The 19,732-nt window shown below is 33.7% G+C and carries 27 protein-coding genes and 2 pseudogenes; 20 read left to right on the top strand and 9 right to left on the bottom strand.

Features of this window, described 5'->3' with window-relative positions:
• Positions 1–255 precede the first annotated feature (255 nt).
• Both KI343_RS04360 and KI343_RS04355 read right to left on the bottom strand, forming a co-directional pair.
• A complete protein-coding gene (locus tag KI343_RS04360) occupies positions 256–1,791 on the bottom strand; it encodes a recombinase family protein (RefSeq protein ID WP_212925210.1) in 1,536 nt (511 codons plus the stop codon).
• The gene (locus KI343_RS04355) at positions 1,788–1,964 is read right to left on the bottom strand and encodes a hypothetical protein (RefSeq protein WP_212925209.1); all 177 of its coding nucleotides are present in this window, start codon (positions 1,962–1,964) and stop codon (positions 1,788–1,790) included. The genes KI343_RS04360 and KI343_RS04355 overlap by 4 nt, the downstream gene beginning before the upstream one ends.
• Positions 1,965–2,170: 206 nt before the next feature.
• On the opposite strand from KI343_RS04355, the gene KI343_RS04350 reads away from it, so the two are divergent.
• On the top strand, positions 2,171–3,367 hold the full coding sequence (locus KI343_RS04350; RefSeq protein ID WP_212925208.1) for a hypothetical protein: 1,197 nt from the start codon (positions 2,171–2,173) through the stop codon (positions 3,365–3,367).
• 299 nt (positions 3,368–3,666) lie between these two features.
• Here KI343_RS04350 and KI343_RS04345 read toward each other — a convergent pair whose 3' ends face one another.
• From KI343_RS04345 to KI343_RS04330, 4 genes are read right to left on the bottom strand one after another with little or no spacing between them, the layout of a single operon-like run.
• Positions 3,667–3,837, bottom strand: coding sequence for a hypothetical protein (locus tag KI343_RS04345; protein ID WP_212925207.1), 171 nt, complete (start codon positions 3,835–3,837; stop codon positions 3,667–3,669).
• A 57-nt stretch (positions 3,838–3,894) separates the two neighbouring features.
• A complete protein-coding gene (locus KI343_RS04340; RefSeq protein WP_212925206.1) occupies positions 3,895–4,089 on the bottom strand; it encodes a hypothetical protein in 195 nt (64 codons plus the stop codon).
• Positions 4,090–4,149: 60 nt separating this feature from the next.
• Positions 4,150–4,362, bottom strand: coding sequence for a hypothetical protein (locus KI343_RS04335; protein ID WP_212925205.1), 213 nt, complete (start codon positions 4,360–4,362; stop codon positions 4,150–4,152).
• 49 nt (positions 4,363–4,411) lie between these two features.
• Positions 4,412–4,885, bottom strand: coding sequence for a hypothetical protein (locus KI343_RS04330; protein ID WP_212925204.1), 474 nt, complete (start codon positions 4,883–4,885; stop codon positions 4,412–4,414).
• Positions 4,886–5,282: 397 nt separating this feature from the next.
• On the opposite strand from KI343_RS04330, the gene KI343_RS19995 reads away from it, so the two are divergent.
• A complete protein-coding gene (locus KI343_RS19995; RefSeq protein ID WP_244856722.1) occupies positions 5,283–5,741 on the top strand; it encodes a hypothetical protein in 459 nt (152 codons plus the stop codon).
• Between the two features lie 350 nt (positions 5,742–6,091).
• Here KI343_RS19995 and KI343_RS04320 read toward each other — a convergent pair whose 3' ends face one another.
• Positions 6,092–6,454: a helix-turn-helix domain-containing protein gene (locus tag KI343_RS04320; RefSeq protein WP_212925203.1), complete on the bottom strand. Its 363-nt coding sequence runs from the start codon at positions 6,452–6,454 to the stop codon at positions 6,092–6,094.
• 122 nt (positions 6,455–6,576) lie between these two features.
• On the opposite strand from KI343_RS04320, the gene KI343_RS04315 reads away from it, so the two are divergent.
• The 4 genes from KI343_RS04315 (at position 6,577) to KI343_RS20695 (ending at position 7,963) form a co-directional block, all read left to right on the top strand.
• Positions 6,577–6,867, top strand: coding sequence for a hypothetical protein (locus KI343_RS04315; RefSeq protein WP_212925202.1), 291 nt, complete (start codon positions 6,577–6,579; stop codon positions 6,865–6,867).
• Between the two features lie 17 nt (positions 6,868–6,884).
• The gene (locus tag KI343_RS04310) at positions 6,885–7,190 is read left to right on the top strand and encodes a PDDEXK family nuclease (RefSeq protein ID WP_212925201.1); all 306 of its coding nucleotides are present in this window, start codon (positions 6,885–6,887) and stop codon (positions 7,188–7,190) included.
• 18 nt (positions 7,191–7,208) lie between these two features.
• The gene (locus tag KI343_RS04305; protein ID WP_212925200.1) at positions 7,209–7,631 is read left to right on the top strand and encodes a hypothetical protein; all 423 of its coding nucleotides are present in this window, start codon (positions 7,209–7,211) and stop codon (positions 7,629–7,631) included.
• An 83-nt stretch (positions 7,632–7,714) separates the two neighbouring features.
• Complete coding sequence (locus KI343_RS20695) at positions 7,715–7,963, top strand: DUF7695 domain-containing protein (RefSeq protein WP_483874246.1); 249 nt, start codon at positions 7,715–7,717, stop codon at positions 7,961–7,963.
• 415 nt (positions 7,964–8,378) lie between these two features.
• Here the strand turns inward: KI343_RS20695 and KI343_RS04300 are convergent.
• Positions 8,379–8,815 (bottom strand): annotated as a pseudogene (locus KI343_RS04300) (ferritin-like domain-containing protein); the annotation flags it as partial.
• A 244-nt stretch (positions 8,816–9,059) separates the two neighbouring features.
• Here KI343_RS04300 and KI343_RS04295 point away from each other — a divergent pair.
• The 14 genes and pseudogenes from KI343_RS04295 (at position 9,060) to KI343_RS04230 (ending at position 17,866) form a co-directional block, all read left to right on the top strand.
• Complete coding sequence (locus KI343_RS04295; protein ID WP_212925199.1) at positions 9,060–9,869, top strand: cupin domain-containing protein; 810 nt, start codon at positions 9,060–9,062, stop codon at positions 9,867–9,869.
• A 340-nt stretch (positions 9,870–10,209) separates the two neighbouring features.
• Positions 10,210–10,761 (top strand): sulfurtransferase TusA family protein, encoded by a 552-nt coding sequence (locus tag KI343_RS04290; RefSeq protein WP_212925198.1) that lies wholly within the window; start codon positions 10,210–10,212, stop codon positions 10,759–10,761.
• 12 nt (positions 10,762–10,773) lie between these two features.
• Complete coding sequence (locus tag KI343_RS04285) at positions 10,774–11,169, top strand: DsrE/DsrF/DrsH-like family protein (RefSeq protein WP_212925197.1); 396 nt, start codon at positions 10,774–10,776, stop codon at positions 11,167–11,169.
• 71 nt (positions 11,170–11,240) lie between these two features.
• A complete protein-coding gene (locus KI343_RS04280) occupies positions 11,241–12,368 on the top strand; it encodes an MBL fold metallo-hydrolase (RefSeq protein ID WP_212925196.1) in 1,128 nt (375 codons plus the stop codon).
• 36 nt (positions 12,369–12,404) lie between these two features.
• Positions 12,405–12,632, top strand: a complete 228-nt coding sequence (locus KI343_RS04275; protein WP_212925195.1) for a sulfurtransferase TusA family protein — start codon at positions 12,405–12,407, stop codon at positions 12,630–12,632.
• 63 nt (positions 12,633–12,695) lie between these two features.
• Positions 12,696–13,475: a sulfite exporter TauE/SafE family protein gene (locus KI343_RS04270; protein WP_212925194.1), complete on the top strand. Its 780-nt coding sequence runs from the start codon at positions 12,696–12,698 to the stop codon at positions 13,473–13,475.
• A gap of 58 nt (positions 13,476–13,533) precedes the next feature.
• Positions 13,534–13,830, top strand: a complete 297-nt coding sequence (locus tag KI343_RS04265) for a rhodanese-like domain-containing protein (protein WP_010648794.1) — start codon at positions 13,534–13,536, stop codon at positions 13,828–13,830.
• Between the two features lie 11 nt (positions 13,831–13,841).
• Positions 13,842–15,536, top strand: a pseudogene (locus KI343_RS04260) (FAD-dependent oxidoreductase).
• 195 nt (positions 15,537–15,731) lie between these two features.
• Positions 15,732–16,088 carry a sulfurtransferase gene (locus KI343_RS04255; RefSeq protein ID WP_212925193.1) on the top strand — a complete coding sequence of 119 codons (357 nt, stop codon included), beginning with the start codon at positions 15,732–15,734 and terminating at the stop codon, positions 16,086–16,088.
• A complete protein-coding gene (locus KI343_RS04250; RefSeq protein ID WP_010648789.1) occupies positions 16,078–16,338 on the top strand; it encodes a metal-sensitive transcriptional regulator in 261 nt (86 codons plus the stop codon). Before KI343_RS04255 ends, KI343_RS04250 begins: the two co-directional genes overlap by 11 nt.
• Positions 16,339–16,516: 178 nt before the next feature.
• Positions 16,517–16,876: a rhodanese-like domain-containing protein gene (locus KI343_RS04245; protein WP_212925192.1), complete on the top strand. Its 360-nt coding sequence runs from the start codon at positions 16,517–16,519 to the stop codon at positions 16,874–16,876.
• Between the two features lie 15 nt (positions 16,877–16,891).
• Complete coding sequence (locus KI343_RS04240; protein ID WP_158324165.1) at positions 16,892–17,161, top strand: rhodanese-like domain-containing protein; 270 nt, start codon at positions 16,892–16,894, stop codon at positions 17,159–17,161.
• A 30-nt stretch (positions 17,162–17,191) separates the two neighbouring features.
• The gene (locus tag KI343_RS04235) at positions 17,192–17,578 is read left to right on the top strand and encodes a DUF302 domain-containing protein (RefSeq protein ID WP_158324166.1); all 387 of its coding nucleotides are present in this window, start codon (positions 17,192–17,194) and stop codon (positions 17,576–17,578) included.
• 51 nt (positions 17,579–17,629) lie between these two features.
• Positions 17,630–17,866, top strand: coding sequence for a glutaredoxin family protein (locus KI343_RS04230; RefSeq protein WP_212925191.1), 237 nt, complete (start codon positions 17,630–17,632; stop codon positions 17,864–17,866).
• Positions 17,867–18,400: 534 nt separating this feature from the next.
• Here the strand turns inward: KI343_RS04230 and KI343_RS04225 are convergent.
• Entirely contained in the window at positions 18,401–19,402 is a 1,002-nt protein-coding gene (locus tag KI343_RS04225; RefSeq protein WP_212925190.1) for a replication-relaxation family protein, read from the bottom strand.
• Positions 19,403–19,732: the final 330 nt, after the last annotated feature.

Here is a 19,732-nt window from a genome sequence, read left to right as displayed (position 1 = left end):
AAAGGTATTTTGATTTATACTTTGAGACATGGTAGGGTCTCCTTTCTTGATTTTTTGTCCAATTTCGAGGGTACCCTACCTCTTTTTTTATCTCAACTATTTTACACAAACTATTTTACGTCATCTGCGAACCCTTACCCTTATTTTGATTCTAGTAGATCAAAGGTTAAAATTAGCAGTCTATTCGTTTGAAAATAGACTGCTATATTTTTTGTTCCAGACAAAGAATTATGCACTGTAATGTCACACAAGTGATTAAATAAGTTCATGACTAATCTCCTCAAATAACTCTTGATCAAACTCGTAAACTATATTCTTGATCGTTCGATCTCTAGGCTTTTCTCCAGTATTTACTTGAATTTCTTTGATAAGAAACCGGAGTAATTCTTTTCTATCATAGTCATCTAATAGGTTATAAAATGAATTAAAATCATTAGCAATACGCTTAATTACCGGTAATAAGTCATTGTTATTCTTTAACTCTACCTGCCTTGTTAGTAGTGTTATGAACTCCTTTTGTTCACTTTCTTGATTCTGAACCCTTTTCATTTCTTCACTAAGTGTATCTATGTCGATTATTCTTTTCGTATAAAGTTGCAAGAGATCCTGCTTCTCTCTTTTTAATTCAGTTAAATTTTTTTCTAGTAAATTAAGTTCCTCTTCAATTGGTTCAAGTTCATTTTTTAGATTATCAATAACAACTCTTTGTAATGGTACAGAGAGGTTTAAATCGTTTAGGTAATTCATAACCTGTGATAAGACCTCTTGTTCCGCATACTCCTTTTTTACAAGGTTCGACTTACATGCTTTAGAACCACTGTTTTTAAAACGGCCACACACGTAATATTTGTACTTTTTGTTTGCATTCCCTTGTACCATTGCGCCTCCACAAGTAGGACACTTTAATATACCCGATAATGGAAAGGAGCCGTTGTGTATTTTTTCTTGGGTATAACTACGTAGTGATAAAAGTTTTTGGGTTCTTTCCCAAAGCTCTTCACTGATAATAGGATAATGGTTACCTTTTTTATATTTACCTTTCCATTTAACATAACCATTGTAGATTTTATTATTGAGAATAGTTCTGACTGCGGTAATTGACCAATGATTATCCTTTTTGGTTTTGATACCTTGCATATTTAAATTACTAGCTATTTTTCGATAACCCCACATTTTATTGGAGTAACAATCAAAAATGTATTTAACAACTCTTGCTTCATCTTCGTCAATTACTAATTTCTTATTTATTAAATTGTACCCAAATACCATTCCACCGTTAAAGTCACCATTTTCAAATGTCTTCTCCATACCTAGTGATGTACGGAAGGCGATTAGATCTTTTTCAACTTCTGCAATAATACCTAATATCTGATAGATTAGTTTTGAATTAGGATCATTTGTGTCGATATTATCAGCGATAGAAATTAAGTTCTTGTTAGCCTTTTTTAGACGACTAAAGATATATTGGGAATCTAAAGAATTACGTGATATACGATCTTGTTTAAATACGATGATGGAATCAATGTTATTCTCCTTTTGGAAAACGTTATAAAACATCTCTTTAAACTCAGGTCTATTTGAAAAGCTTTCTCCTGATGCGGGTTCCTCTACATATATTTTTACAAGAATAATATTATTTTCCTTACAATACTTTTCTATTGCCTCAATTTGTTGTTCAATCGATGTGTTATCTAGTTGTTTGTTTGTGCTAACACGAACATAAGCATAAGCTCTTATATATTTTACTGGCATATTAACTTGCAACCCTGACATTTCAATCTTTGCTGTCATCTTTCTCCCTCCATTTCAATAGGAAATCCTTTTCCTATAGAATCAGAGTATTTAACCATTAGGTCTGTTAGGTAATTTAGAAAGTCATAGCCTTTTATTTTTGTTAATTCTTTACTTGTTGCAAGTCTAAGTCTGTAATCTTTATCGTAATCTAATATTTCATTTTTCATCATAGTTTAATGATCTCCCCTTATCTATTTGTGATTTTAAGACACAAATAACAGCCGGCTCGTCATTTGCTGAAACATGATAACCGCGAAAAAATGATATTTTAAGAGGAAATCAAAAATATTTTTATTTTATTTGGATTTTGGAATAAATTTGATTGAAATTTTATGTGGATATAAAATGAGGTAAAGGATGAAGTGAGGGGAAACGAATGCTATCAATCTCTAGGAAAGATTTATATGAAAAGCTGTGGAATATAGGAATTACTAAAACAGCAACAGAACTAAATGTTCCATATAATAAATTGAAAAATGCATGTACTAGTAATGATATCCCACTACCTACAGCGTCTTATTGGAGTAGCTTATATATGGGAAACGAGAAGCCAGTTCAGCCAGCGTTGCCAAATCCAAATGATAATCGTATGATTGCTCTCGCAAAGGCTAAAAAGAAAAATGCTCCAGCACCTAAAAAAGTTATAAAAACTGTAAATGATGAAAAACCCAATAGTATTTCTACTGAAACAAATGTCACTTCACTTATAAAGAAAATAGAAAAGCCGACCTATTTTTCATACTTAGGGACTGAGCAACAAAACCTAACAGATATTTATAACGCGTTAAAGGTTAATAAAAATTTGTCTAGTAAACCCCATAGGGAAATAGTAAAATACCGCAAAAAAACTCAGTCCTATAGAGAAGATAGACTAAGAATACATTCAGCCTCTGGTGAAATTATTCCAGAAATTTTACCTTTTATTGATAGTTTGTTTAAAGCACTTGAAAAGGCAGGAGCAAAGATTGTTAGTAAGTATGATGAAACAGAAGTATTGTATAAAAAATATACTTTTACATTGAATTTTAAACTACCTTGTAAAAAGATAATGCTTTCTCCGGATGATAAAAATTATTCAGACTATCATACATTTGAATATGGAACAACCGGGAAAATAAACGTTGAAGTTGGTTACAAAGTTTATTGGTATAAATGGGGTAGATACGAAAAATTAATAAAACAAACTAAGACTACAACTACAACCCTAGAAGATTTACTAAGAAGAGTATTCTTATATATATTTTCACTACCAGAAATCATTGATGAAAAAGAAAGGGACTATATCATTGCAGAAGAGAAAAAACTAAAAGAAGAACAAGAGAGGGAATTAATCAGGGAGCGGAGAGAAAGGGAATATAAAAGAACTCAGGATTTGTTGAATAACTCGGTAAACTACTTTTATTCGAAACTAATAAAAGAATACATTTCTGCTGAATTAGATGAAACAACAGATGGATATGTGTGGGCCATGAAAAAAGCAAAGTGGATTCAAGATTCAAATAAATACCAAGATGATATATTAAGAGAAGAAGACAAGGAAATGTTATTAAATAGAAAACAAATGTATAAGTGACTATCTAAAACACTTGTTCTTGAGGAGTTACTCTATGTCATGGATATCTGAAAGTATCGATAATTCTATAATAAGCTTTTTCGCTCGGTTCTTGAAATTATTGATTGTTAAAAAGCAGCTATTGGAGGCTTCTGCGTTTCTAATAGCTGCTTATACTTTTAACGGCTCTCGACTTCGTATTTACTGGCTCATACAGTACGCAATACACGCATTTACACTAAATCTGGAAAGAGCAATGTCCCTTCTTCTGTAAAAAAAGGGTAGGGTTCCTTGTACCCAAGACAATGGACATAAAGTGACTATCCTTCATATAGATTATCTGTTTCGGATAGCAAATTACAATACGAAATAAAACCAAAGCTACCATCTTTGGAATATGTATACACTTCTATTCCTTTATTATTGAAATTACGTATTCGAACCTTAGTTGTTTGATAGATTTCAAAACCAGTACGGTCTATTAAACCCATTAAGCAAAACCCCTTTTTCAAAATAACAGTAAGCTACTAACGATTAATCCTCTGTTATTATTTTATAGGAACGTAATCCATCTCAATTATGTCTGCATAATCCAATTTACAACTCTCCCTTCCTATGATTCTTCCAATCATCTCGGCATATAAATCATGAAAATATTCATTTGCTTCACTTAGATCTTCAAATACCTTACTGGTTACAATATGATTTCTAGCGTCAAAACCAATAACAACGTAACATTTCATATGACTTCCTCCATTTGCGTTTACAATCTGGTAGGAATCACCACGCGGAAAATACTTTTGTTATCGTTCATTTTTTCTAAACCAATTATCCCATATTTCATGGAATAAAAAGTTATATTTAATCATTACCCCATATCCAATGACTAGACTTACAATCAAACCGGGATATATAGGTTGATTAAAGAGAAGATTTACTATGACTGTATATGTTGCTGCAACGTTAAGACTGATTGCCATTGCATTAATCAAAAAAGCAAGCTTAAAGAAATCCATAAAGTTCACCCTGCTTACTATTAAAATTATTAGTAATTATCTATTCGTATTAACCAAGGACATCACTCATAACACAACCTGTAAGTGGATTTGAAATATTGCTATGCCGGAATAACCAATTAACTATCTTCGGTTCATAGCTAAACTCTTCAACAAGTACTTTTCCTTCAATGAACAGGACGGCAATTTCAGCCGCTATGGTTATCTGTGTATTGTGATACTTAAAAGTCATCCTTGTAGTCCTGCTTTGATAATTCTCTATGTCTATTTTAGAATCCTCGAAGTAAGTAGCTGTTTGATCGTCTCCAGTCATCTCAACGAGTTTCTTATAAAAGTCTTCAATGTTTTCTTTAAATACGTGCTTTTTTAAATCCCCTTTTACCGTATAGTCCGTTGAAGTTGTAGTATATTGTTTTAAGTCTATTCTTTCATTTAAGTATTGTTCCCAATGGGATTGGTCAAGTTGGTTAGCAGAATTTGCTTCAAATTTATTTACAATGCCTAAGATATAGAATGTCCCCATATTTATACTCCTCCCTAAACAATTAAATTTCCATTGTGTTCATATTTAGAATGTCATTTCATTTTTAACGCTATTATAACTACTAACTCGAAAAATTTATATACCTTTTCCGCAACAGGTCGATTCGTAGTCATAGCAGGTCAGATAGTGGTCATAAATGGTTATTTCAAGGGCATTAAAAATTACTTATCTTGATATAGTCGTTTGAATGTATGGTTCAAACGTGGTAAAAAGTAATTAACTACTCTTGAAATGATTAGATATTAATTGAAAATTATTTTTGCAATTCGTCTTGGAACGAGATAGTTACACTTGCTATTACTTTGGCTTTTACTAATTTCATTTAGTGTGGTTGAACGAAGTATAAGTGCTAGATAGGAAAGGATAAAGTGATTTTATGACAGATAGTGAGAGGAAATTTGGATGGGTGGATGACTGGGCGAAGATGACGGGTGAACGTGCAAGGATCGATGCGAAAGTACATAAGACTGCTATTGTATATAACACGAAGATGGGTAAGGTAAAGGAGTTTTACGATGGTACAATCCAAAGAATGGATTCAGGAGAAAGCAAGGGTGGAATAATGCGAGAGAAGGAACGGTTAAATAGAATTATGTCACTCTTACAAAGAATTTGGGACCAGCAACCTGATGTGCGATTTAACCAATTGATTTCTAACCTGCAGCATATGTATTCTTCGCAAAATGAAGGATATGGTCAAAGAAAGTTGATAGAAAAAGGACCATTTGGGGAAGAAGTAAAATCTTCTTATTTGGACTTTTTCTACTTGGAAGATGACAAGTGGGAAGAATTCCTGCAAAGGATGGCTGATGGTCAGGAAAAGGACTATAAATAGACTTTAACCTATTGTCTTGCCACGGAAGGTTTAGGGACTGCAATAGGTAGAAGAAGGTATAATGGCTAAATTGAAGACGAAATGGATTGGAGTAATCCAGTACAGATAAAGTAAATGGAATTTATAATTGAATAAAGAAAACGGAAATGCCTTTTATGACACCTCCGTTTTCTAGACCTACAAATTGCACTAACACCAGAAATATTCATCGTAGCGTTAATCAATCTTGTAGTATTAATAGACATATTTATTATATGTCACCAGACCATGATTAAGCAACCAGATAAATCCAATAGACTAAAATAAAAGTGTGGATCATCTACAACAACTTATACAAAGATATTTTCCCTCTAGTCTTTAGCATATGGCAGCAACAGCGTATATAGCCCTTTCTTCTGTTCGAGCGATAACGACGAAATCATTTTATTTAATTTAGCATCAAGTTCTTCTTCTGTATTTGCATCATCTTCTTCACTTAATTCGATATTTTGTAGTTTGCTTTCCCCTTCAAGTGCATACAGAAAATCACCCATCGATATATTAAGTGCCTTACATATTTTTTCTAATAAGGAGAAGGTGATCTCTTGATTGCCGCTTTCTATTCGTGATAAAGAAGGTTGAGAAAGACCGATTTGTTTTGCAAAATCAACCATTGTTAATTTACTTTCTCTTCTTAACCTACGTATCAACTTACCAGCCTGTAAATCGTCCATTTTAATTTCCCTTCTCATTCTATTTCCTTTATCGTATTATTTTCTAGTTTTACAATCAATAGATATCATGTTATATTCATAATATAAATATATTCATAATATGAATAAAAGGGTGATTTTAGATGATTGATGGTTTCCCAAGATTGGTTAATCATCTGATTGAAAGTCGTTTGGAGGATATCATTACTAGTGAAGAATATGAGATGTTTATGGAAGGGATTTATAAGGATTTGGAACAGAAGCTATCGTCAAGCATTAAAGATCTTGATGAAGAGGCAAAGAATAATCTTATTGAAGATCTTAAATCAAATATTTTTCAACAGATATTCCAGCAAAGTAAGTTGACCTACCGTGTGGCGTTTAAAGATGCACTTTCATTTTTTGTTGATACATTATTAATACCTAAAAGATAAAGGAGTTGTTGCGAATTATGTCTTCAATGAATCTCTTCAAAGGAAAATTGGTTATAGATATTGTAGCAGCTGTAAAAACTAGCGATGAAAAAACTATGACAGATGAAGCCCATGAAGGATTTACGCCTGAACTAACGAATGAAATCATGGCTCTCTTAGGTGCAAAAGGTTATATCTGTCAAACGTTTGGAGTTACATTAGAAAATAAAGGTGTAGCATATGATGTTGAGTTGGAACTGATTGAAAAGGAAAAGCAGGAATCTACTAGAAGAGCTGAATCAGTTTATAATAAGGCAAATCGTATAACTATTAAATTAGACTAAGGGGATATCAAGACAGTAATGGTTAAAAGCACAAGTTTATCAGAAATACCAAAAGCTTTATTTGAAGATAGGGAAGTAAGCATTAATCGTGGTGAATACATTATTCGTTACATGATTGATGATGGTAAAGAAGTTCCGGCTATGTTGATTAAACAATATGGATATTATGCAGTACCCCAAAGTATCATGGTGGAAATAAGAAGAGGAACAATGCCCTTAGCAGATTTGACATTCCTCTTTGCTTGTTACTATGTTGCTTCTACAAGTAATCGCAAAAGTATTCGAATGGATGAAGTTTTCGAATGTATAACGGGGAATTGGGATGAGATCCGAACTCGTAACACTGCCAAGCGCTTTAGTTTAACTTTATCTAATATGGACAGATATAGTAGATGGATCAAAATACATGAACATAATAATAAATACTCTGTCAAGTACTGACTAAATGGGAGTTTCCAAGGAGGAAACTTCTTGTTGTAATATGGTCTATCTATTCATTGTTAATTACATGACTAGTCGAACGTATGCACACAGTTGTTAGAAAGGAATGGTATTTAATGAAAAGGTTATTAGTTAACAAAGTTCGTTGTAAAAAGTGTGACGATATTATTGAATCAATACATAGTCATGATTTTAAACGATGTAAATGTGGGGCTATATTTTTAGATGGAGGCAAGGATTATCAGCGGTATGGTTGGGGGACAAATCAGCCTAATAGTGCAAGACTAGAGGATTTCATCGATTTTAGTTATTCAGTTTATGAAGAAAATTGAAGATAGACTTCTTGATGTAATTGAACAAGTGATTTACTATTGTTAGAAAAGTGTACTTATAGTAATAATAACGGGCTTCTAACTTGTTTATAATAACTACTTCGATATACGAGTACAAATAAAAATAAGCAGTTCAATTCATTAGCGTGTAAATTGAACTGCTTATTTTTATTGAAAATCAATGTTGTTTATGATCAAAGTATCTAATATAACATTATATTATTAATTGAATTTGCAATTTAAGATAGTAGCATATATTCATTGCCATAGTTTATTCAAGAAAATTTATATTAAAATAATTTGTTAAGTTCTATCAGATAGTAGATGGAAATTTTTAGTCTCATCAAAACTAACTTGTGGTTCATTAAACAGAAGAGATGGTATCCTACTTACGATGGTGGGGGGCAGACTCAATCTAGTTTCGTGCAAGGCCTCTTTCAAATGCCGCTAGATGATTTATAGAAGCATTGCGCAGTTGGGTAAAGACTAATCGAACATCATTTGGAATATTAAGGACTAAAAATTTTTCATACATCGAAATATTGTCTATCTCACCTTTTACACAAGTAGCGTATGCTGCTTTAATGTTTTCCGGAGTAGTAATGAAGTGTACGATATATCTTCAGGTAGAGGAATCTGATAGCGATAAAAAAGGGGTAATAGTGCATTGATATGTCTTAATTCAGCATCCCTTATTTGCGCAAATGGACGAATATATCCAAAGGTTTCCAAAATATTATTGTATCTTGCTTGAGCTAAATACTCGTCTTGGAGGGCATAAGTCAACATTTGAGGCAAGGTTAATGTGGAGGCATTTAATGCCCCAGTTGCACCGTAATTATCAATTTGCCGTAATGGATTAGAATAATACAAATAGTTCTCCTCCCAGTATCTAAATTTTATTTATCTTATGCTATATGTTGGGTTGTTGTTCGATTTACAACACAGGGAAACAGGGAGCCATCATTTTTGTTTGCCCCTTTAATGAATAATATTAAAAAACTGCAGATAAACTTCAATAAACGTCAATATACAAAAGTACATTTATTGAGAATGATACATAGGATACATATGACAATAATGGAGGAGTGAGAAGATGTATTATTCACCATATATGTATCCAAATTACTATGTAAGTGTTCCAATGCACCATGTTCGCCAACAGCCTATATATTGGGGTTACCCACAAGAAACAAATATGGGGAGCATGTATCAACCAACGCAAATAGAAGATAGAGCAAAAAATATGGCATTTAAAGATCAAGGGAAACAGCCATTCGTAATAAATATAGAGGAAGCTGCGGAAAGGAATCGCAACTTTCGCACGGCAATATGGACCGGAAATCATTTACAGGTTACATTGATGAGTATTGGTGTTGGAGAAGACATTGGTTTGGAAGTCCATCCAGATGTAGATCAATTTCTACGTATTGAAGAAGGTCAGGGGCTTGTTCAAATGGGTGACACCGAAAATAATTTGAACTATGAAAGAAGGGTTTCTGAAGATTATGCTATCATGGTTCCTGCTGGTAAATGGCATAATTTAACAAACACTGGAAATAAGCCATTAAAGTTATATACCATTTATGCACCTCCAGAACATCCATTTGGAACGATTCACCAAACGAAAGCAGATGCAATGGCTGCGGAAGAAGGCGGTAATTCGGCCAATCCAACTTATTTCGGTAGAACTCCAGATGAATGGGTACAGTATACAGAGTTTTTAGTGAAAGAAGGATTAGAAGACGTTAAGAGAGGAATAAATGCTACACATATCCTTCAAGAGTTTATTCTCATGGGAGTTCTCGTCGGAAAAGGCTATTCTCCTGAAAGAGCATATGAGACTGTAGAAGAATGGGAATGTACAGGTGAATCAAAACTTCTTCAGCAAAGTAAAAATATGTAATGCTTTCTTATTGTAAAAGGGAGTTTATCATTTTTGATGAAACTCCTTTTTGATTTTGTTTTAAAGAAAAATCAAAATGGATAATAATTTAAATTAAGTACTTTTCAAAATAGGCATCTATAAAAATTTAGATAACAAGGTTGACATTTTACCCTAGGGGGTATATTATTGGTCTTGTAATTGATTTTCAACAAGCTAAATCAATGGAGATTTATAAAAGGTATTCTGCAAACGTCGTTATCCATAACGACTAATTTATTGCTAAATATTATACCCATAGAGGTATAATAAATACCAAATCGTAAATTTTGTTAAAAATAATACCGAGGGGGGTAAATGTATGATTCAAGCAAATCACCAATTAGATGCAAAAGGCTTAGCTTGTCCAATGCCAATTGTGAAAACAAAAAAAGCAATTACGGATCTTGAAGATGGTCAAGTATTGGAAGTACAAGCTACAGACAAAGGATCTAAAGCTGATTTAGCAGCATGGGCAAGTACTGTTGGACACCAATATCTAGGAACATTGGAAGAAGGCGATGTTCTTTATCATTACATTCGCAAAGGCTCAAATGAACCAGAAGTGGAAAAAACATTTGAACACACTGTTTCACTTGATGAAATTGAATCAGGTGACGGTTTAATTTTAGATGTACGTGAAGCAGCAGAATATGCATTTGGTCATATTCAAGGTGCAAAATCCATTCCAATGGGTGAATTAGAATCACGCCTTGAAGAATTGGATAAAGAAAAAGAAATCTATGTAATCTGCCGTACAGGGAAACGTTCTGATTTGGCAGCACAACTTTTAGCAAACAATGGTTTTACAAAAGTTTATAACGTTCTACCGGGTATGAATGAGTGGAACGGAAAAATAACAAAAGAAATCTAGGAGGAATTTATTATGTCAGAAAAAGTAGCTATTATCGCAGCAAACGGTGGGATGTTTGATGCATACAAAGTATTCAATATCGCAACAGCAGCAGCAGCTTCAGAAAAAGAGGTACAAATCTTCTTCACGTTTGAAGGACTAAACTTAATTCATAAGCAAGCAATGCACGCATTGGAAATGCCTGCAGGGAAGGAACATTTTGCTGAAGGGTTTGAAAAAGCAAATGTTCCTTCCATCCCACAACTAGTTGAGATGGCACAGGAACTAGGTGTTAAATTTATTGCATGTCAAATGACAATGGATGTTATGGGTCTTACGAAAGAAGATTTCGTTGATGGTATTGAAGTTGGTGGAGCAGTAACATTCCTAGAATATGCAAAAAATGCATCACCAACATTAACTTTCTAAACTTCATGCAGTGGGGAAATTCCCCACTGCAAAAAAATGATTAAAAATATACCTAGGGGGGTAATTTGAGGATGACTGTAAATAAATGGACTGCAGCACAAGTTGCTCGGAAAGTAATTGATAACGAAGAATTATTTATTTTAGATGTTCGCAATCATGATGCATTTGAGGATTGGAAGATTGATGGACACAAGTTCGAGTATTTAAATATTCCTTATTTCGAATTATTAGAAGGTGTAGAAGAGATTTTGCCTAAGCTTCCAACGGATAAGGAAGTATTAGTAGTATGTGCGAAAGAAGGGTCATCCGTTATGGTAGCAGAAATGCTATCTGAAGCTGGTCGTGAAGTTGCATACCTTGAAGGTGGAATGAAGTCTTGGAGTAGTTATCTAGAACCAATTAAAGTTTCCGATTTAGAAAACGGTGGGGAGCTATACCAATTTGTTCGCTTAGGGAAAGGCTGTTTATCTTATATGGTAATTTCTGAAGGCGAAGCAGCTATTATTGATGCAGTACGTTTCACGGACGTATTCACTAACTTTGCGAAAGAAAAAGGTGTAGAAATTAAGCATGTATTTGATACGCACCTACACGCAGATCATATTTCAGGTGGACGTCAAATTGCTGCAAATACAGGGGCAATTTATTACCTACCACCAAAAGATGCTACAGAGGTAGTGTTTGATTACACGCCTCTTACAGAAGGGTTAAATGTGAAAATTGGTGCATCTCAAATTGATGTAAATGCACTTTATTCACCCGGTCATACCATTGGCTCTACTTCATTTGTGATTGACAATCAGTTCTTGTTAACAGGTGACATTTTATTTATCGACTCAATTGGTCGTCCTGACTTAGCGGGACTTGCGGAAGATTGGGTAGGTGACTTACGGGAAACATTATATTCCCGTTATCGTGAACTAGCGGAAGACCTAGTGGTGTTACCTGCACATTTCATGATTATTGATGAGTTAAATGAAGATGGTACAGTGGCTAGAAGATTAGATGATTTGTTTAAAGAGAATCATGGATTAAACATCAAGGATGAAGCGGAATTCCGTCGTACTGTTACAGATAACCTACCACCACAGCCAAATGCGTATGAACAAATTCGTCAGGTAAATATGGGGAAAATCACACCTAATAATGACGAACAAACAGAAATGGAAATCGGTCCAAACCGTTGTGCAGTTCGCTAATTAATCAATAGAAATAAAAAAATGGGGGTAAATCAAATGAACATTACAAAAACATTAGATGCAAAAGGCTTAGCATGTCCTATGCCAATTGTAAAAACTAAAAAAGCAATGGATACGATTAACTCTGGTGAAGTACTTGAAGTACTACTAACAGATAAGGGTGCTTTAAATGATATCCCAGCATGGGCTAAATCAGGCGGCCATACCGTATTAGAACAAAAAATAGAAGAAGATGTTCTGTATTTCTATATTCAAAAAGGATAAAGAAAACCAAATAGCGGGTAGCGTGAACTACTCGCTTTTCTAAATTAGAAAGAAGGTTTAGTAATGGATTTAACTTTTATCATCGTTGTGTTTGCGATTGGGTTTATTGGTTCCTTTTTATCCGGTATGTTAGGTGTTGGGGGTTCCATTATTAAATACCCAATGCTACTTTATATTCCCCCTTTATTTGGTCTAGTAGCATTTACAGCCCATGAGGTTTCTGGAATAAGTGCAGTACAAGTACTGTTTGCTTCCATTGCAGGTGTATGGGCATATCGAAAAGGTGGATACCTAAACAAGCAGCTCATCATTTATATGGGTGGAGCTATCCTAATAGGAAGTTTAATTGGTAGTTATGGATCGAGTTTCTTATCCGAGCAAGCAGTAAATGTTGTGTATGGTATTCTAGCTGTGATTGCAGCTGTAATGATGTTTGTACCAAAGAAAAAAATGGACGATGTACCATTAAATGATGTTACCTTCAACAAGCCGCTAGCGGCAATATTAGCATTAATTGTGGGAATAGCATCTGGTATAGTCGGTGCGGCAGGAGGTTTTTTACTTGTACCAATCATGCTTACGGTTTTGCACATTCCAACACGAATGACGATTGCAACAAGTTTAGCAGTAACGTTCATTTCTTCTATCGGGGGAAGTGTTGGTAAACTTGTTACTGGACAAGTAGATTATTGGCCAGCTGCTATTATGATTGTAGCAAGTTTATTAGCGGCACCACTTGGAGCAAAAGTAGGAAAGAGAATGAATACCCGAATTTTACAAGTGATATTAGCATTTTTGATTGCGGGTACTGCTATTAAAATTTGGATAGATATTTTGACTTAAATAATATTTTAAACCTTCTAGATACGAAAATAGACAATAATAAAGGAGATGCAGACTGATGAAAAGTATATCAGCAGTAGAGTTACATGAGAAAATAAAAAATGGAGAAAACGTCCACATTATAGATGTCCGGGAAGACGTTGAAGTTGCAGAGGGGAAAATTCCTGAAGCTAAACATATTCCTTTGGGGGACATCCCCAATTCTTTAGACAAAATAGATAAAAATAAACATTATTACATGGTTTGTCGTTCTGGTGGAAGAAGTTCAAGAGCATGTGAATTCTTAATCAATCAAGGATACAATGTTACGAATATGACTGGCGGAATGTTAGCGTGGGTTGGTGAAATAGAATAGGAGGCTTAAATATGGGAAAGAAAGTACTGATTGTTGGTGGAGTTGCTGGTGGAGCTTCTGTCGCTGCACGAGTCAGAAGATTAGATGAAAATGCAGAGATTATTATGTTTGAAAAAGGTCCTCACATATCCTTTTCGAACTGTTCGTTACCTTATCATTTAAGCGGTATTGTAGAAGATAGCGAAAAACTTGTTTTAATGTCTCCCGATATCTTTAAGAGTCGCTACAATATTGAAGCTAGGGTACAACAGGAAGTTATTCAAATTAATCGGGAAAAGAAAACAATCACTGTAAAAGATTTGATCTCAGATAAAACATACGAAGAGGGCTTTGATAAATTGGTGCTTTCCCCCGGTGCTTCACCTATTCGACCAAATTTAGAAGGCATAGACAATTCTAATGTTTTTACAGTACGTAACGTAGTCGATATTGAGAATATCAATTCATATATCAAGCAAAAAGGTATGAAGGATATCGCGGTCATCGGTGGTGGCTTTATTGGAGTAGAGGTTGCAGAAAATCTTAAACTTGCGGACTATAATGTAACATTAGTTGAGTTTGCAAATCAAGTAATGGCACCATTTGATTACGATATGGCTCAAATCCTTCATAAAGAAATGGTGGATCACGGAGTTGAACTTATTCTAGATGATGGGTTAGCTAAAATTTCTGATGGATATATTACAACAAACTCCGGTAGGAAAATTGATGCGCAGGCAGTGGTATTAGCGATTGGTGTAAGACCTGAAACCAACTTGGCTAAGGAGGCAGGTCTTGAGATTGGAGAAACAGGAGCTATTAAAGTCGACTCCAATTACTTAACAAGTGATAGAGATATTTATGCAGTTGGGGATGCCATTGAAGTGTATCATCGTTTGTTACAAAAACAAACAAGACTAGCACTAGCTGGGCCAGCTCAAAAACAAGCCAGAGCGGCTGCAGACCATATGTATGGAATTCCAAATAGAAATATCGGTGTAATAGGATCATCATCCATCCATCTCTTTGATCTAAATGCAGCATCTACTGGATTTAATGCAAGAACAGCTGAGCAAGCAGGAATGATGTACGATTATGTTTACTTAATGCCGGGAGATAAAGTGGGACTCATGCCAGACAGCAATCCGATGCATTTTAAATTGGTTTATGAATATCCAACAGGTCGAATTTTAGGTGCGCAGGCAATTGGTAAAGGAAATGTAGATAAACGAATTGATGTTATTGCAACCATGATTACAATGAATGGAACGTTGGAAGATTTGAAAGACCTAGAATTGACCTACTCCCCAATGCTAGGAACAGCTAAAGATGTCGTTAATCATGCCGCTTTAGTAGGGCTAAACCTATTACAAGGCAGATACAAAGAAGTCAAAGTTTCCCAAGTTCGAGAACTGGTAGAAAGTAATGCTTTTATTATTGATGCACGAGAACAAGGTGAATATAATGCAGGTCATTTTAAAAACGCAGTTAATATTCCTTTAAGTGAGTTTAGACAGAGACTTGATGAAATTCCAAAAGATCAACCTGTATACATTCACTGTCGTTCAGGTCAAAGAAGTTATAATATGGTAATGGCATTATAAAATTTAGGATATGAGAATGTTTACAACATTTCTGGTTCCTATTTGGGTGTAAATCTTTATGAATACTTTAATGATTTAGTTACTGGTAGAGAAAAAATAGTAACTGAATATAATTTTAAATAAATTGACTTAAAATCTGAAGAATATTATTTAACAGTAATGAAACGGAGGTACATTATTTGGTGTATCCTCCATTTGTTTTCTATTCTCATGATGTGTATAAGTTTTGTTAAAGAAAGCAAAAGCGACTAAAATCTTGACAGTATACCTTATGGGGTATACTATTGTTTATGTAATCCTTTTAAAAGGTGATCAATTATGATTATATATTTGCTAAGTGCAGTTATTGTTTTATTATGTTATGAATTATTTAGAAGGTACTTCCCAATTAAGGGGATAACTTGTAAGAATAGAATTGGCGAAAAGGATATCGTTATATTGGATTTAAGAGGTTATAACGAAAAAGGAACTTTAAAAAATGTGGCAATGCAGATACCTTACGCTTATTTGAGAAGACACTACAGTGAGATTCCGAATCAGTCACTTCATGTTGTAGCGAGTGATCGAATGGATATTAATCTAGGGGTGAGATTTTTATTAAGAAAAGGATATAGTGTTAGTAGTTTCGAGATTATAGGTTGTGCATGTAAAGGAGGAATAATAGATGGAGTATGATAAATCTGTTATAAATCGTTTGAAACGTATTGAAGGTCAAATTAGAGGCGTATTAAATATGATTGAGCAAAATAAAGATTGTAGGGAAGTAATTACTCAATTATCAGCATCTCGTACTGGTATTGATCGTACAATTGGATTAATTGTAAGCATGAATTTAGAACAATGTGTTCGAGAGAATATTGAAAATGATGAAGATACGAAAGAACTTGTAAAAGAAGCAGTAAATTTATTAGTGAAAAGTAGATAAAGGTTCTAACAATTTTCTTACTAAAAGGAAATTTAACAGCCTTTTTCTTTTTAAATAAAACATACCCCATCGGGTATATGGTTGACTCTAGTCTAATGGAAGTAATCAAATGAATAAATTAGAACAGAAGGTAAAATGACATCAGATAATAATTGAGAAAAGAGAAGGTGAAGGTAGAGTGGATATTATACAGTGGATTTTTATTATTTTGATCGCACTCTTTGTGATCAATCGTTTTATTCCCAAAAAGGGCATTACGAATATAACTGTTCAAGAAGCAAAAGATAAATTTAAGGATAAAAGTGTTCAATTTATAGATGTCCGTACACCGGGTGAATATAAAGCAAATCATCGGAAACCGTTTAAAAATATCCCACTTTCCAATTTGCCTAGCCAAGTAGACAAATTGGAAAAAGATAAAGAAGTTGTTGTTATATGTCAAAGCGGAATGAGAAGTGCAAAAGCAGCAAATATCCTGAAAAAACAAGGATTCGAAAATATTTACAATGTAAAAGGTGGAATGAGTGCTTGGTATTAGAAAGGATGACAAGTGATGGCAAAACAAATAGCACCAGAAGAAGTATTCATAATTGATGTTCGTGAAAATGGAGAAGTAGCTAGTGGTAAAATCCCAAGTGCCAACAACATTCCATTAGGTCAGCTTGCATTACGAAAAGGTGAACTAGACAAGGATAAGACCTACGTGGTTGTTTGTCAATCTGGTAACCGAAGTAAAGCTGCCTGTGGAATACTTGAGGCATTAGGTTTCAAAGTTGAAGATATGGTCGGTGGAATGAATAATTGGAATGGAAATATTGAATAAAAACTAAGTAGATAGGAGTGAAATCAAAAGATGTTTCATTACACAATAGAGACAAACAAATCTATAGAAGATGCCATTAAGTCATTGGAAGTAAATTTAAAGGAAGAAAAGTTTGGTGTTCAGTGGCAGTTTGACATTAAGGAAACATTGCAAAAGAAAGGATATGAACTAGACCATCCATTTACTGTTTTAGAAGTATGTAATCCTATAGAAGCGCAGCGTGTGTTGTCAACGAATCAGCTAATTGGATATTTCCTTCCATGTAAAATCGTTGTTTACGAGGATAATGAAGGGAAAACTAACATAGGGCTACCAAAACCAACTGCTTTAATTCAAATGGTAGAAGATGAAGAATTACAGGGAATTGCAACCGACATTGAAGAAAGATTGATTGCCTGTATTGATAAAAGTAAGTAATCAAGTGAGATTCAATAGGGATTTTGAATTAATAAATGAGGTTATGAACAAATGAATCAAACTGTCACGGTATATACATCAAGCTTCTGCCCAGTCTGTGGAATGGTAAAAAGTTTTCTAAACTCCTTTGATATCACTTATAAAGAAGTAATTGTAGACTTGAATCCTATAGCAAGGATGAAATTGATAGGAAAAACGAAAAGATTAACGGTTCCGCAAACCAATATAAATGGAGAGTGGATAAGCGGGTTTGATCCGGAGAGAATGTTAAAGATATTATTTAAATGATCTCGTACTACTACGAATACGTAAAGACAGTAAGGATATAAACATTCTTTACTGTTTTTTTGTGATATGAAAATAAAGTGATTTCATCAAAAAAGGCATTATTCTAGCTTTAATATTCTTCTAACAGGGTAACTTTTATGTACAACATTAGAATTTAATACAGTGGTTTATTAAAGATAATATAATATAAGGTACCTATTATTAGTTACCAATAAAAGATACTATGCAGAGTAATAGGGCAATCAAGTTAGTGAAATACAGTGCTAGTCAATGTTTGAGTTGGTTTCTATTAATGGTTACCATTAATATGTTAATGACTATTTTGATGTTAGTGATTATCAAATGAGTGCATTACTTTGGATAATGGTTACTATTAATCGTAACTAATAGTAAAAGTGAATAAAAAGGTGAGAGATGTAACTGAAGGGAAAGTGTTGATATAATAGTCTTTATTTATAGTATCCAATAATGGTTACCAATGATGTTTTATGTATCAGTCATTCCAAATGAATGACTGTGCGTGAAAAGTGATAATCAGTATTTACGTAGTGTTTTATATAATTGATTTACATTTAGTCCTAAAGGGTGAACGATAAGTTTTAATCCGGATTCTTTTAATCTCTTTATAACTGCTGGATCTGACTTAAATCGTTGTAGTATATTTTTTGTTCTGCCAATTCCATCACTAAAACTAGAACGATTTGATAAGCTGTTATCGACAATAACAATATCCATGATATGAAGAACTTCTGGATCCTTTTCAGCAAGGATTGCGTATTTAAATAACTTTTGAGCTAGGGTTTCGATAGGCTCCGTTCCCATATCCATCTCAATATTTATTAAAGCGTCCCTTATTTCTGGTGTTCCTTTTAGTTTAATAATCCAGTCTGGTTTTACTATTGTCATCGTAGCTCCATTTAATTTATTGCCCGCTTTACTTCCTGTAGTCATATATTTTGCTATTTCCGCATGAAATGCTCCGTTATTTTGTCGATGTAGGTTTTTATGTTTTCTTACCCATTCGGTATATGAATACATTGCTGGTGAATAGGAAAATGAAGTTTGATTATAAATGATTGGATACTTTGTTTTATTTGTATTTGGATCTTTAATAGCTTTCTTATTAAAGGTTGTTAATATATTTAGTGCTGCTTGTTGTGTTGCAATAAAGTGCAACAAGTTTTTCTTTTGATTAAATTTATATATTTTGGGTTTGTTGTATGATTGGTCTAGAAGTCCATTTTCTATTAATACATCAACAGCCTTACTTCCGATTGCCAAGAATTTAAAACGTTCCCCTTCAAAACCCTTAGAATAATGTTCTGAACGAATTAGATGATAGTCCTCAAACTTTCTGATTCGATTTTTAAAACTATATTCTTTAATCCCCAATTCGAATAAGTGTTTAGCAGCTTGATAGAATTGCTGCAAAGTTAATAACCGCTGTTGTTCTAAAAATGCTAATAACTTTAAATCCGTATTAGTAAGTTCTAATCGTTGTCTCGCATTTTTTTTTAAGATAATTTTATCTTGCATTTGTTTTTTTCTCCTTTCCCTTTGGGTGAATGACATTTGGTTGCCAGAACACTTTCAGGATTTCACTTTTCACTATTATTGTCAGCTATATAAAAGGTTGATTACGTGCAGGCTGTTTCAGTAAGTAATATACTTCTCCTGAATAATTAACTTAATTGCTGCTAATTTTTATCAGTAACTTTATTATTTGGGTGGTTAATGGTGAATGGAAAGTGTTCTTTAAATAGTGTACTGTCAAATTTTGATATTCCTAGTCCTATAAAATAAAAGAAGTAAATTCAATAGTGAGTGGGTGTTTATAAAATAAAAGTAAAAAGACTTGCAATATAA

The organism is Oceanobacillus sp. J11TS1 (assembly GCF_018333215.1).
GTDB lineage: Bacteria > Bacillota > Bacilli > Bacillales > Amphibacillaceae > Oceanobacillus.
This window is presented reverse-complemented; position numbering and strand designations above follow the sequence as displayed.

Bases quoted from the DNA above. Each gene is read 5' to 3' on its own strand.
- KI343_RS04360 (WP_212925210.1), bottom strand. From the start codon at position 1,791: ATGACAGCAAAGATTGAAATGTCAGGGTTGCAAGTTAATATGCCAGTA.
- KI343_RS04355 (WP_212925209.1), bottom strand. From the start codon at position 1,964: ATGATGAAAAATGAAATATTAGATTACGATAAAGATTACAGACTTAGA.
- KI343_RS04350 (WP_212925208.1), top strand. From the start codon at position 2,171: ATGCTATCAATCTCTAGGAAAGATTTATATGAAAAGCTGTGGAATATA.
- KI343_RS04345 (WP_212925207.1), bottom strand. From the start codon at position 3,837: ATGGGTTTAATAGACCGTACTGGTTTTGAAATCTATCAAACAACTAAG.
- KI343_RS04340 (WP_212925206.1), bottom strand. From the start codon at position 4,089: ATGAAATGTTACGTTGTTATTGGTTTTGACGCTAGAAATCATATTGTA.
- KI343_RS04335 (WP_212925205.1), bottom strand. From the start codon at position 4,362: ATGGATTTCTTTAAGCTTGCTTTTTTGATTAATGCAATGGCAATCAGT.
- KI343_RS04330 (WP_212925204.1), bottom strand. From the start codon at position 4,885: ATGGGGACATTCTATATCTTAGGCATTGTAAATAAATTTGAAGCAAAT.
- KI343_RS19995 (WP_244856722.1), top strand. From the start codon at position 5,283: ATGACAGATAGTGAGAGGAAATTTGGATGGGTGGATGACTGGGCGAAG.
- KI343_RS04320 (WP_212925203.1), bottom strand. From the start codon at position 6,454: ATGGACGATTTACAGGCTGGTAAGTTGATACGTAGGTTAAGAAGAGAA.
- KI343_RS04315 (WP_212925202.1), top strand. From the start codon at position 6,577: ATGATTGATGGTTTCCCAAGATTGGTTAATCATCTGATTGAAAGTCGT.
- KI343_RS04310 (WP_212925201.1), top strand. From the start codon at position 6,885: ATGTCTTCAATGAATCTCTTCAAAGGAAAATTGGTTATAGATATTGTA.
- KI343_RS04305 (WP_212925200.1), top strand. From the start codon at position 7,209: ATGGTTAAAAGCACAAGTTTATCAGAAATACCAAAAGCTTTATTTGAA.
- KI343_RS20695 (WP_483874246.1), top strand. From the start codon at position 7,715: ATGCACACAGTTGTTAGAAAGGAATGGTATTTAATGAAAAGGTTATTA.
- KI343_RS04295 (WP_212925199.1), top strand. From the start codon at position 9,060: ATGTATTATTCACCATATATGTATCCAAATTACTATGTAAGTGTTCCA.
- KI343_RS04290 (WP_212925198.1), top strand. From the start codon at position 10,210: ATGATTCAAGCAAATCACCAATTAGATGCAAAAGGCTTAGCTTGTCCA.
- KI343_RS04285 (WP_212925197.1), top strand. From the start codon at position 10,774: ATGTCAGAAAAAGTAGCTATTATCGCAGCAAACGGTGGGATGTTTGAT.
- KI343_RS04280 (WP_212925196.1), top strand. From the start codon at position 11,241: ATGACTGTAAATAAATGGACTGCAGCACAAGTTGCTCGGAAAGTAATT.
- KI343_RS04275 (WP_212925195.1), top strand. From the start codon at position 12,405: ATGAACATTACAAAAACATTAGATGCAAAAGGCTTAGCATGTCCTATG.
- KI343_RS04270 (WP_212925194.1), top strand. From the start codon at position 12,696: ATGGATTTAACTTTTATCATCGTTGTGTTTGCGATTGGGTTTATTGGT.
- KI343_RS04265 (WP_010648794.1), top strand. From the start codon at position 13,534: ATGAAAAGTATATCAGCAGTAGAGTTACATGAGAAAATAAAAAATGGA.
- KI343_RS04255 (WP_212925193.1), top strand. From the start codon at position 15,732: ATGATTATATATTTGCTAAGTGCAGTTATTGTTTTATTATGTTATGAA.
- KI343_RS04250 (WP_010648789.1), top strand. From the start codon at position 16,078: ATGGAGTATGATAAATCTGTTATAAATCGTTTGAAACGTATTGAAGGT.
- KI343_RS04240 (WP_158324165.1), top strand. From the start codon at position 16,892: ATGGCAAAACAAATAGCACCAGAAGAAGTATTCATAATTGATGTTCGT.
- KI343_RS04235 (WP_158324166.1), top strand. From the start codon at position 17,192: ATGTTTCATTACACAATAGAGACAAACAAATCTATAGAAGATGCCATT.
- KI343_RS04230 (WP_212925191.1), top strand. From the start codon at position 17,630: ATGAATCAAACTGTCACGGTATATACATCAAGCTTCTGCCCAGTCTGT.
- KI343_RS04225 (WP_212925190.1), bottom strand. From the start codon at position 19,402: ATGCAAGATAAAATTATCTTAAAAAAAAATGCGAGACAACGATTAGAA.